Origin of the sequence: Streptomyces sp. NPDC050211, assembly GCF_040656035.1 — a bacterium.
Taxonomy (GTDB): Bacteria; Actinomycetota; Actinomycetes; order Streptomycetales; family Streptomycetaceae; genus Streptomyces.
Genome location: NZ_JBFALC010000131.1, coordinates 1 through 11,250 on the forward strand (window position 1 = coordinate 1; position 11,250 = coordinate 11,250).

Annotated in this window: 12 protein-coding genes; 6 read left to right on the top strand and 6 right to left on the bottom strand. The window is 72.0% G+C overall.

Translation table 11 applies throughout. The features are described 5' to 3' along the window. The 5 genes from AB0I98_RS48730 to AB0I98_RS48750 form a co-directional block, all read left to right on the top strand. The coding region (locus AB0I98_RS48730; protein WP_362952801.1) for a SpoIIE family protein phosphatase at positions 1–1,687 on the top strand (1,687 nt) is incomplete at its 5' end. Positions 1,688–1,732: 45 nt separating this feature from the next. Further along, positions 1,733–2,800, top strand: a complete 1,068-nt coding sequence (locus tag AB0I98_RS48735) for a glucose-1-phosphate thymidylyltransferase (RefSeq protein ID WP_362952803.1) — start codon at positions 1,733–1,735, stop codon at positions 2,798–2,800. Next, complete coding sequence (gene rfbB / locus AB0I98_RS48740) at positions 2,797–3,768, top strand: dTDP-glucose 4,6-dehydratase (protein ID WP_362952805.1); 972 nt, start codon at positions 2,797–2,799, stop codon at positions 3,766–3,768. The genes AB0I98_RS48735 and rfbB overlap by 4 nt, the downstream gene beginning before the upstream one ends. After that, a complete protein-coding gene (gene rfbD / locus AB0I98_RS48745; protein ID WP_362952807.1) occupies positions 3,765–4,640 on the top strand; it encodes a dTDP-4-dehydrorhamnose reductase in 876 nt (291 codons plus the stop codon). Before rfbB ends, rfbD begins: the two co-directional genes overlap by 4 nt. Continuing rightward, positions 4,637–5,440 (top strand): class I SAM-dependent methyltransferase, encoded by an 804-nt coding sequence (locus AB0I98_RS48750; RefSeq protein ID WP_362952809.1) that lies wholly within the window; start codon positions 4,637–4,639, stop codon positions 5,438–5,440. Before rfbD ends, AB0I98_RS48750 begins: the two co-directional genes overlap by 4 nt. Here the strand turns inward: AB0I98_RS48750 and rfbC are convergent. Both rfbC and AB0I98_RS48760 read right to left on the bottom strand, forming a co-directional pair. Continuing rightward, a complete protein-coding gene (gene rfbC, locus AB0I98_RS48755; RefSeq protein ID WP_362952811.1) occupies positions 5,430–6,032 on the bottom strand; it encodes a dTDP-4-dehydrorhamnose 3,5-epimerase in 603 nt (200 codons plus the stop codon). The genes AB0I98_RS48750 and rfbC overlap by 11 nt on opposite strands. A gap of 4 nt (positions 6,033–6,036) precedes the next feature. Then, positions 6,037–7,944 carry a glycosyltransferase family A protein gene (locus tag AB0I98_RS48760; RefSeq protein WP_362952813.1) on the bottom strand — a complete coding sequence of 636 codons (1,908 nt, stop codon included), beginning with the start codon at positions 7,942–7,944 and terminating at the stop codon, positions 6,037–6,039. A gap of 137 nt (positions 7,945–8,081) precedes the next feature. Here AB0I98_RS48760 and AB0I98_RS48765 point away from each other — a divergent pair, with 137 nt between their 5' ends. Continuing rightward, positions 8,082–8,585, top strand: coding sequence for a metallophosphoesterase (locus AB0I98_RS48765; protein WP_362952815.1), 504 nt, complete (start codon positions 8,082–8,084; stop codon positions 8,583–8,585). Here AB0I98_RS48765 and AB0I98_RS48770 read toward each other — a convergent pair. The 4 genes from AB0I98_RS48770 to AB0I98_RS48785 all read right to left on the bottom strand — a co-directional run. After that, complete coding sequence (locus AB0I98_RS48770; RefSeq protein WP_362952817.1) at positions 8,545–8,781, bottom strand: hypothetical protein; 237 nt, start codon at positions 8,779–8,781, stop codon at positions 8,545–8,547. The two genes, AB0I98_RS48765 and AB0I98_RS48770, sit on opposite strands and share 41 nt — an antisense overlap. Positions 8,782–8,863: 82 nt before the next feature. Continuing rightward, complete coding sequence (locus AB0I98_RS48775; protein WP_362952819.1) at positions 8,864–9,481, bottom strand: SRPBCC family protein; 618 nt, start codon at positions 9,479–9,481, stop codon at positions 8,864–8,866. A gap of 11 nt (positions 9,482–9,492) precedes the next feature. Next, positions 9,493–10,596, bottom strand: a complete 1,104-nt coding sequence (locus AB0I98_RS48780; RefSeq protein ID WP_362952821.1) for an XdhC family protein — start codon at positions 10,594–10,596, stop codon at positions 9,493–9,495. Continuing rightward, positions 10,596–11,250, bottom strand: a 655-nt coding sequence (locus AB0I98_RS48785; RefSeq protein ID WP_362952823.1) for a VWA domain-containing protein, incomplete at its 5' end; no start/stop codon positions are given. The genes AB0I98_RS48785 and AB0I98_RS48780, both read right to left, overlap by 1 nt.

The window sequence follows — 11,250 nt, forward strand, 5'->3', positions numbered from 1 at the left end:
GCTGCGCGGCCGGCTGGTGCCCGGCGGCGAGGGCCGCCCGGCCCGGCTCGTCGGCACCGTCGCCGACGCGTCCAAGCTGCGCTCCGACGTCACCGACGTGGCCCGCGTCCAGCGGCTGGCCGCCGCGCTGGCCATCGCCGGGACCGTACGCGATGTCGGCAAGGCCGTCGTGACGGCGCTGCGCGGGCCGCTGCGGGCCGACCGGATCGCGCTCGCCGAGCTGGAGGCGGACCGGCTCGTCGTCACCGTCCTCGACCCGCCCGAACCGGAGTCCTGGCCCGAGGTGTGGCGCAGCGAGTGGCGCAGCGAGTGGCCCGACGCGCCCGTGCGCGCGATGCCCACCCTCGCCGCCGCCCTGCGCGAGGGCCGCGCCCAGATCTGGCCCGCCGGCACCGCCCTGGAACCCGCGCTCGCCGAGGTCGGCCCCGGCGGCCTCGCCGTGCTGCCGCTGCCCGGGGCGGGCCGCATGGCCGGCGCCTGTCTGATCGGCTGGGACACCCCGCACGAATTCGGGCCCGACGAACGCGCCCTGCTCACCGCCTCCGCCGGCCTCGCCGGACAGGCCCTGATGCGGGCCCGCGCCTTCGACGCCGAGCACGAACTCGTCGGCATGCTCCAGCGCCAGCTGCTGCCGCGCCGCCTGCCCCGGCTGCCCGGCGCGGAAGCCGTCGCCCGTTACCTGCCCAGCACCGCGGGACTGGAGCTCGGCGGCGACTGGTACGACGTGATCCCGATGCCCGACAACCATGTGGCCCTCGTCATCGGCGACGTCCAGGGCCACAGCGCCGCCGCCGCCACCCTCATGGGCCAGATGCGCACGGCACTGCGCGCGTACGCCGCCGAGGGCCACCCGCCCGACGTCGTGGTCTCCCACTCCAACCGGCTCCTGATGGAGCTGGAGACCGACCTCTTCGCCACCTGCTGCTATGTCGACATCGACATGGAGGAGGGCTCCGCCTGGTGCGTCCGCGCCGGCCATCTGCCGCCGGTGCTGCGCCACCCGGACGGCAGCACGGAGATCGCCGAGGCGGAGGGCGGCCCGCCGCTCGGCGTGGTGAAGCAGGCCGAGTTCCCGATGAGCCCGCTGCGACTGCAGCCGGGCACGCTGATCGCCCTCACCACGGACGGTCTGGTCGAGTCCGTCGACGCCGACATCGACGAGGGCATGGACGGGTTCGCCCGCGACCTGGCCCGCTCCGACCCCGCCCACCTCGGCCTCGTCGCCGACGGCCTCCTCGGCAACGCCCGCCGCAGCGACGACGTGGCCCTGCTCCTGCTGCGCTACGACGGCATGGACATCCGCCCGCTGCGGGAGAGCTGGACGGTGTGGCGCGTGCCCGAGGCCGTCCGGCACGCCCGCCGCTTCACCCGGCGCACCCTGCGCGCCTGGGGCGTGACCGAGGAACAGGACGCCGTCGCGCTCGTGGTCTCCGAACTGGTCACCAACGCCCTGGTGCACACCGACGGCCGGGTCCGCCTCGACCTCACCCTCGTCAACCACCGGCTGCGCGTCGCGGTCGCCGACGCCTCGCCCCGCAGTCCGATCAAGCCGACCAGCATCGGCTGGGAGGCCACCGGCGGCCGTGGCATCCTCCTCGTCGAGGCCATGTCGTTGTCCTGGGGGACCGTCCCGGTCAGCGGCGGCAAGCAGGTCTGGAGCGAGATCGCCCTCGTACGGATCAAATAAAGGGTTAACGTTCCCTTTCCGCCGAACGAGGCTATGGTGAACCAGATGAAGGCTCTCGTGCTGTCCGGGGGCGCCGGTACGCGCTTGAGGCCGATCACCCACACATCGGCCAAACAACTCGTACCGGTCGCCAACAAGGCTGTGTTGTTCTATGGGTTGGAGTCCATCGCCGCCGCAGGCATAACCGAAGTCGGCATGATCGTCGGTGACACCGCGGCCGAGATCGAAGACGCCGTCGGCGATGGATCGAAGTTCGGCCTGCAGGTCACCTACATCCCGCAGGAGCGGCCCCTGGGGCTTGCCCACGCGGTGCTGATCGCCCGTGACTATCTCGGCGACGACGACTTCGTGATGTACCTCGGCGACAACTTCATCGTCGGCGGCATCACCGACCTCGTCGACGGCTTCCGCAGAAACCGCCCCGACGCCCAGATCCTGCTCACCCGCGTCCCCGACCCGTGCGCCTTCGGCGTCGCCGAACTCGACGCGACCGGGCAGGTGATCGGTCTCGAGGAGAAGCCGGAACACCCCAAGAGCGACCTCGCCCTCGTCGGCGTCTACCTGTTCACCCCGGTGATCCACGAGGCCGTGCGCGCCATCGAGCCGTCCTGGCGCGGCGAGTTGGAGATCACCCACGCCATCCAGCACCTCATCGACGCCCACGCCGACGTCCGCTCCACGGTCATCCAGGGCTACTGGAAGGACACCGGGAACGTCGTCGACATGCTCGAGGTGAACCGGACCGTCCTGGAAGGCCTCGAACGCCGCATCGACGGCGAGGTGGACGAGCGGTCCGAGACCATCGGGCGGGTCGTGGTCGAGGAAGGCGCGCGCGTCACCGACTCACGCATCGTCGGCCCCTGCGTCATCGGCGCCGGAACCGTCGTCAGCGACTCCTACATCGGCCCGTTCACCTCCATCGCGGAGAACTGCCGTATCACCGACAGCGAGTTGGAGTTCTCCATCGTCCTGCGGGACTCCTCGATCGACGGAGTGGGCCGCATCGAGAGCTCCCTCATCGGGCGGCACGTCCAGGTGACCCCGGCGCCGAACGTGCCCAGTGCCCATCGACTCGTCCTCGGAGACCACAGCAAGGTGCAGATCCACACATGAACCTCCTCGTCACCGGCGCCGCCGGGTTCATCGGCTCGACGTACGTCCGTACGCTGCTCGCCGCCGACGGCCCCGACATCACGGTGCTCGACAAACTGACCTACGCCGGCACGCTCGACAACCTCGAACTCGACCATCCCCGGCTGGAGTTCGTGCAGGGCGACATCTGCGACGCCGAACTCGTGGACAAGTTGATGTCCCGGGCCGACCAGGTCGTGCACTTCGCGGCGGAGTCCCACGTGGACCGCTCGATCGCCGGCGCCGCCGATTTCGTACACACCAACGTCCTGGGCACCCAGACCCTCCTGGACGCCGCCCTGCGCCACGGTGTCGGCCCGTTCGTGCATGTCTCCACCGACGAGGTCTACGGCTCCATCGACGCCGGATCGTGGCCGGAGGACCACCCGCTGAGCCCCAACTCGCCCTACTCCGCCTCCAAGGCCTCCTCCGACCTGCTCGCCCTCGCCTACCACCGCACCCACGGCCTGGACGTGCGCGTCACCCGGTGCTCCAACAACTACGGCCCGCACCAGTTCCCCGAGAAGGTCATCCCGCTGTTCGTGACCAACCTCCTCGACGGCAAGAAGGTCCCGCTGTACGGCGAGGGACTCAACGTCCGCGACTGGCTGCACGTCGACGACCACTGCCAGGGCGTCGAACTCGTCCGCACCCAGGGCCGCCCCGGCGAGGTCTACAACATCGGCGGCGGCACCGAGTTGAGCAACAAGGAGCTGACCGGGCTGCTCCTGGAGGCCTGCGGCGCGGACTGGGACCGGGTGGAGCACGTCGAGGACCGCAAGGGCCACGACCTGCGCTACTCGGTGGACTGGAGCAAGGCCCGCACGGAAATCGGCTACCGGCCCCGCCACGACTTCGCCACCGGCCTCGCCGACACCGTCGCCTGGTATCGGGACAACCGCGCCTGGTGGGAGCCGCTCAAGCAGCGCGTCGCACGGGAGAGCGCATGAACTGGCTGGTCACCGGAGCGAGCGGCATGCTCGGCCGCGACCTGGTCGCGGAACTCCGCGGCCGGGGCGCACCCGTGGTCGCCCTGGACCACGCCGCCCTCGACATCACCCGGCCCGACGCCGTCTCGGCCGCCTTCGCCGAGCACCGCCCGGACGTGGTCGTCAACTGCGCGGCCTACACGGCCGTCGACGACGCCGAGAGCGACGAGGAGCGGGCCCTGCGGATCAACGGCGACGGACCGCGACTGCTGGCTCGCGCCTGCGCGTCCGGCGGCGCCCGCCTGGTGCATGTCTCCACCGACTACGTCTTCGCCGGCGACGACCGCTCCGCCCCCTACCCGGAGGACCACCCCCCGGCCCCGCGCACCGCGTACGGCCGCACCAAGCTCGCCGGCGAGCGCGCCGTACTGGAGGAACTCCCGGCCGCGGGCGCCGTCGTGCGCACCGCCTGGCTCTACGGCGTCCACGGCCGCAGTTTCGTCCGTACGATGATCGAGCTCGAGGGACGCCGGGACACCCTGGACGTCGTCGACGACCAGCGCGGACAGCCCACGTGGAGCGCCGACGTCGCCGCGCGCATCGCCGACCTCGGCCCCCGCGTCGGCCCCGGCGCGCACGGCGTGTTCCACGCCACGAGTTCCGGCGAGGCCACCTGGTACGAGCTGGCCCGGGAAGTCTTCAGGCTCCTCGGCGCCGACCCGGACCGGGTGCGCCCCACCGGCAGCGAGGCCTTCCCCAGGCCCGCACCCCGCCCCGCCTACAGCGCCCTCGCGCACGGCCGGTGGCAGCAGATCGGCCTGCCGGCTCCGCGCGACTGGCGGGACGCCCTGAATGAAGCAATGCCCCATATCCGCAAGGAGATTACGTCGTGAAACGTCATGAGTTCCTGCGGGAACTCCACAAGGTCAGCGCGAACCGCAACTACCTGGAGATCGGTGTCAACGACGGCCGCAGCCTGACACTGTCGCGTGTGCCCAGCATCGCGATCGATCCCGCGTTCAAGGTGGTCACGGAGATCCGCTGCGACGTCCATCTGGCGAAGGCGACCAGCGACGACTTCTTCGCCCGCCAGAACCCGCTGGGGCATCTGAAGGGCGGCCGGCACCCGCTGCGCAATCTGGCGCGCAACCGCAGCCCGTTCGGCCACTGGCAGCGCACCACCCTCGACCTGTCGTTCATCGACGGCATGCACCTCTTCGAGTACACGCTGCGCGACTTCATCAACGTCGAGAAGCACTCCGACTGGGCCAGCGTCATCGTCTTCGACGACATGCTGCCGCGCAATGTCGACGAGGCGGCCCGGGACCGGCACACCGGCGCCTGGACCGGCGACGTCTACAAGATGGTCGAGGTGCTGAACCGCTTCCGCCCCGACCTGGTGACGGTCCTCGTCGACACCCAGCCGACCGGCCAGCTCGTCGTCTTCGGCGCCGACCCCGGCAACACCGTCCTGACGGACAAGTACGACGAGATCGTCGCCGAGTACGTCGTCCCCGACCCGCAGAAGGTGCCGGAGACGATCCTGGAGCGGACCTCGGCGGTGAAGCCCGAGACGCTGGTCGGGGCCGGTTTCTGGGCGCCGCTCGTGCGGGCCCGCAACCGCGGAACCAAGCGGTCCCGCGGCTGGGAGCCGCTGCGCCGCAGCGTGGAGCAGCTCAGCGTCAGTCGCTGAGCCCGCGCAGCCGCCGGTAGTAGGCGGAGCAGTCCTTGTACGACGGCAGCAGCCCGGACCGCTCCGCCTCCGCCAGCGACGGCGCCTGTGCGTCCTTCTCGGACAGCACCGGCGGAATGTCCCGGGGCCACTCGATCCCCAGGTCCGGATCCAGCGGATCCACCCCGTGCTCGCGCCCGGGCGCGTACCCGGTCGAGCACAGGTAGACCACCGTCGCGTCGTCGGTGAGCGCCATGAAGGCGTGCCCGAGCCCCTCCGCGAGGAACACGGCGTGCCGGGTGTCGTCGTCGAGCCGCACCGCCTCCCACTGCCCGAACGTCGGTGACCCCACCCGGATGTCGGCCACCACGTCGAGCACGGCCCCGCGCACACAGGTGAGGTACTTGGCCTGGCCGGGCGGCACATCGGCGAAGTGCAGGCCCCGCAGCACGCCCCGGCGGGAGACCGAGCAGTTGGCCTGGGCGAGCGTCAGGTCGTATCCGGTGGCCTCGTGGAACTCCTCGCCGCGGTACCACTCGTGGAAACTGCCCCGCTCGTCCGGGAACACCTTGGGCTCCAGCACCCAGGCACCTTCGATCCCCAGTGGTCGCATCCGTTCACGCCCTCCGATTCCTGATGCGGGCCGCCGCCTTTCGTACGACCCTGCCCACGGCGCGACGCAGCCGCCGCAGCACGTCGGGAGACTGCTTCCGCTTCCGCACCACCCGCACCCCGCCGACACCGGCCATGAGGGTGAACGGCAGCGCAAGGAAGCGCGGTGCGGCGGTACGCGGACTGATCGCCACCTTCCAGGTCGCGCCCTTCAGCCGGCCGGCGGGCAGGACGGCCTCCAGCCGCGCCCCGGAGCCGTCCGCGTACAGGGTGCCCGCCACGTCCACCTTCGCGTCACCGGAGCTGACCCGCAGCAGGACCTCGGTGTCACCGGCGACGTACAGGGGCAGCGCGGCGCGGAGCCGGCCGCCGGAGACCGAGACGGCATCCGGCGACAGCCCGCCGAGGCCGAGGCGGGTGCTGGCGCGGTCGATGTCCAGGGAGAGGTTGACGTGCGGTTCGGTCCAGTACGGCAGCACCACACGGCCGCCCACCACACCGGCCTGCGGGGCCCGGCGGGCCTCCCGAGGGGCCGGACCCAGCCGGCACTCCTTGGTCCAGCCACCCAGCCGGACCCGGACGTACGCGTCCCACACGCCATCGCCCGCCACGGCCGTGGGATCCACGGTGGCCCCGGCGCGCAACTGGAGCCGTACACCGTCCCCGTCCTCGATCCGCTCACGGACGAACTCCACCGGCTGGAAGTACTGGGCGGCGCTGGAACGCTCGCGCAGCAGCAGATCGACCCGGGCCTCGCCGAACCGGGCGGCGGTGTCCGCGGTGACCCAGGCGACCGCGTCGGACACGTCCAGCGGCGTACGTTCCCCGTCGGCGGGAAACAGCAGCGGCTTGCCGCGCGACACGTACTCGGCGGTGAAGTCGATCAGCAGCGTGCCGTCCTGCCAGGTGATGCTCTCCGGCGCGGCCTTCGGTACGACGGAGCCCTCCCATTCGGCGAAGGCCTCGACATCGGCATACCGGTCGGCGGCGATCAGCGCGGCGACGACCTGCTGGGTCGGCTGCAGCCCGGCCGCGACACCCGGGCCGAACCGCTCGACGACGACGCCGCGCATCGCGTCGAACAGCTCCTTGCGGTAGTCGGCGGGCAGCGCCAGCAGCCGGCGGCCACGCATCCGCTCGACGATCTCCACCCGCAGCCAGCGCCGGTGCAGCCGGTCCCGCAGCGGCCCCGGCTCGGTGTAGCGGTCGACGACGTCGAGGGCCTCGCAGAGGTTCTTGAAGTAGCCGACGGGGTCGAAGCGCTGGAAGCCCGCGTTAGAGGCGTCGTCCCGCTTGACGTGGTAGTAGCAGACGTAGTCGCTGAGCACCGAGACGTTGTCCGCGCGCAGATACGCCTCGGCGATGAAGACGTGGTCCTCCAGCCGCCGCCGGCCCTCGGGGAAACGCAGGCCGATCCGGTCGAGGAACTCCCGGCGGATCATCTTGTGCGGGGTGAGGCTGTCGATCAGCGGGGCGTTCTCGACGGTGGCGTGCGGGTGGTTGCGGCGGAACAGCTCCACCGGAACGCCGCGGCCCTTGCCGGCCATCTTTCCTACGACGACGTCGGCGCCGTTGGCCACGCCGTAGTCGTACATCCGCTCCAGGGCCTCGTCGCCCAGGTAGTCGTCATTGTCGACGAACATCACGAACTCGCCCTTGGCGGCGGCGATGCCGACGTTGCGGGGCTTGCCCGACCAGCCGGAGTTCTCCTGGTGGATGACCTGGACGAGACCGGGGTGGTCGGCGGCGAGCGCGTCGAGGCGGGCCGGGGTCTCGTCGGTGGAGCCGTCGTCGACGAAGATCACTTCGTACTCGTCGGGCGGCAGGGACTGCCGCAGCAGCGAGGCGATGCAATCCTCGACATATGGCCCGGGGTTGTACACCGGGACGACGACGCTGACCTTGACCGGCATCCGGCTGAAGCCCCCTTAATTCGCTTCCCGTTTCCACTGTGGCACGGTGGGCGTTGCCCGATGCTAACCCGTTTGCCTCAGTCGGCACGCGCAGGGTCCACCGCGTGGCGCCGATCACCGCGGCCTAGGCTGACGACGTGCGCCTGCTCCTGATGTCCGACACCCATCTCCCCAAGCGCGCCAAGGCGCTGCCCGAGCAGCTCCTCGCCGAACTCCCGCACGCCGACGTGGTGTTCCACGCGGGCGACTGGGTCGACACAGCCACGCTCGACCTGCTGGAGTCCCACAGTCGCAGACTGATCGGCGTGTACGGCAACAACGACGGACCCGAGCTGCGGGCCCGGCTCCCCGAGGTGGCGTACGCCGAACTCGGCGGCCTGCGGTTCGGGGCCGTCCACGAGACGGGCCCGGCCCAGGGCAGGGAGGCCCGCTGTGCCGCGCGCTTCCCCGACCTGGACGTGCTGGTCTTCGGTCACAGCCACATTCCGTGGGCCACCACCGCCCCGAACGGGCTGCGGCTGCTCAATCCCGGTTCGCCGACCGACCGGCGCCGCCAGCCGCACTGCACGTACATGACGGCGACGGTGGCCGACGCGCGCCTCACGGACGTGGAACTGCACCGGTTGCCGTCAACTCGCTGAACCAGCGGACCACCTCCGCGGTGGCCGCCTGCTGCGAGCCCAGGTGCCGGGAGCCGCCGTAGTCGGGTGTGCCCAGGTTGATCAGCGGAGCGCCGAGAGCGGCCCGGCAGTGCTCGCTGTTGGCATTGACGGCCTGCTCGTCGTCCTCGGCGGCGTACAGCCGTATCGGCACCCGCGGCGTCCAGTCGGTGCACACCCCGTCGGCCACCCGCAGCGCGGCGGCCAGCGGGCCGGTCGGGTGCGCGAGCAGTGCGCGGGCGCGGGGCGTCAGCAGCTGTTCAGCCGCGGCGCACCAAGATCCGCCGCACGCCTACGACCACCAGCACCACCGCGGCCACCGCCCCGGCGATCGCGGCCGCGCGCTTGGCGACCGGCACTCCGATCAGGCGGAGCACGTCCAGCGGCTGGTCCGGGTACTCCTCGGTCTCTCCGGTGGTCTCTCCGGCGCCCACCGTCTCGCCCAGCCGCTCGGAGAGGCACGCGGCGAACTGCCCGACCAGGCGGTCGCCGACCTCCGCCAGCACCCCGCGCCCGAACTGCGCCGGACGTCCGGTCACCGTCAGATCGGTCCGCACCGACACGGCCGTACCGCCGTCGCGTTCGCTCAGCGTGCCGGTGACCGTGGCGCGCGCGGTGCCCTGGCCGCGGGTCTCCCGGCCGCTGGCGATCAGGACCATGCGGTGTGCCGACTCGTCCTGTTCCTCGAAGACGGCCGTGCCCTTGTAGGTCACGGTGATCGGGCCGACCTTGACCTTCACCGACCCGGTCACGGTCTTGCCGTCGTACTCCTCGACGCTCGCGCCCGGCATGCAGGGTGCGACCCGCTCGATGTCGAGGAGCGTCCGCCAGGCGTCGTCGACCGGGACGGGCACGGTGAACTCGTGGTGCAGCTCCATGACTTCCTCCTTCACGCTCCCTGCGGATGGATGGCTCCGGCCGTCGCCGTCAGCGGGGCCCCGGTCCCGCCCCAGCGCAGCGCGACGATCTCGGCGGCGACGGACACGGCGACCTCCTCGGGCGTACGGGCGCCCAGGTCGAGCCCGACCGGGGAGCGCAGCCGGGACAGCTCGCGTTCGGTGAGTCCGGCCTCGGTCAGCCGTTTCGTCCGGTCGTTGTGCGTACGGCGGCTGCCCATCGCCCCGATGTACGCGGCCGGCCGGCGCAGCGCTTCCTCCAGCAGCGGCACGTCGAACTTCGGGTCGTGGGTGAGGACGCAGATCACCGTGCGCTCGTCGGTGCCGGTGGAGCGCAGATAGCGGTGCGGCCAGTCCACGACCACCTCCACGCCCGCCGGGAACCGCTTCGGCGTGGCGAAGACCGGGCGGGCGTCGCACACGGTGACCCGGTAGCCGAGGAAGTCGCCGATGCGGGCGACCGCGGCGGCGTAGTCGATGGCGCCGAAGACCAGCATGCGCGGCGGTGGGGCGAAGGAGTGCAGGAAGACGGTGACGGAGTCCTCGCGGCGTTCTCCGTGCGGGCCGTAGTGACGCAACCCCGTGGCGCCGAGGGCGAGTTCGCCGCGTGCGTCGGCGGTGACGGCCACGTCCAGGCCCTCGGTGCCGAGCGTGCCGGACACCCGGTCCGGCCAGACGGCGAGGGTGGCGCCGCGCGGGGCGGGACCGTCGGTCACCGTGGCGACGGTCACGGGGCGGTGGGCGGCGACCGACTCGGCGACCGCGCCGAAGGAGGGGTCCCGGGCGGCCGTCACGGGACGTACGAGCAGGGTGATCTCGCCGCCGCAGGTGAGGCCGACCGCGAACGCGTCCTCGTCGCTGTACCCGAAGGTCTCCAGCCGCGCCTCGCCGCTCGCCACCACTTCCTGGGCGAGTTCGAAGACGGCTCCCTCGACGCACCCGCCGGACACACTGCCGACGACCTCGTCGTCCGGACCCACGGCCATCGCCGCACCGGGATCGCGCGGCGCGCTGCGGCTGGTCGCGACGACGGTGGCGAGGCCGAAGGGTTCGCCGGCCGCATACCAGCTGCTCAGCGCCGGTAGTATGTCACGCATTACTGCTCCTTCTCCGTCAGCCCACGCGGCACCCCGCGAACCACCGCCGCCAGCCGCTCCAGCGCGGCCACGCTGTGCCCCTCGACGAACGAGTCCACGCTCGGCAGCGCCGCCGCCATCCCGCCGGCGACGGGTGCGTAACCGGGGCGCGCCTTGCGGGGGTTGGCCCAGATCACCCGGTGGGCCAGCCGGTGCAGACGGCGCATCTGGTCCGCCAGCAGCCCGGGGTCACCGCGCTCCCAGCCGTCGGAGAGCAGGACCACCACCGCGCCGCGCGCCAGACCGCGCTGCCCCCAGCGGTTCAGGAACTCCCGCAGCAGTTCGCCCAGCCGGGTGCCGCCGCGCCAGTCGGGCACCGCCGCCGCGAGCGCGGCCATCGCCAAGTCCGGGTCGCGGTGCGACAGTTCGCGGGTGACCCGGGTCAGCCGGGTGCCGATGGTGAAGACTTCGGTGTGGGTCCCGCGGGCGGCCGCGTGCGCGAAGCGGAGCAGCGCGTCGGCGTACGGCGCCATGGAACCGCTCACGTCGACCAGCAGCACGACCCGCCGGGGCCGCTCGGCCCGGGCATGCCGGAGCAACCGTGCCGGCTCCCCGCCGCGCCGCAGCAACTCCCGTACCGTCCGGTGCGGATCGACCTGCCCGCGCCGGGCCGGA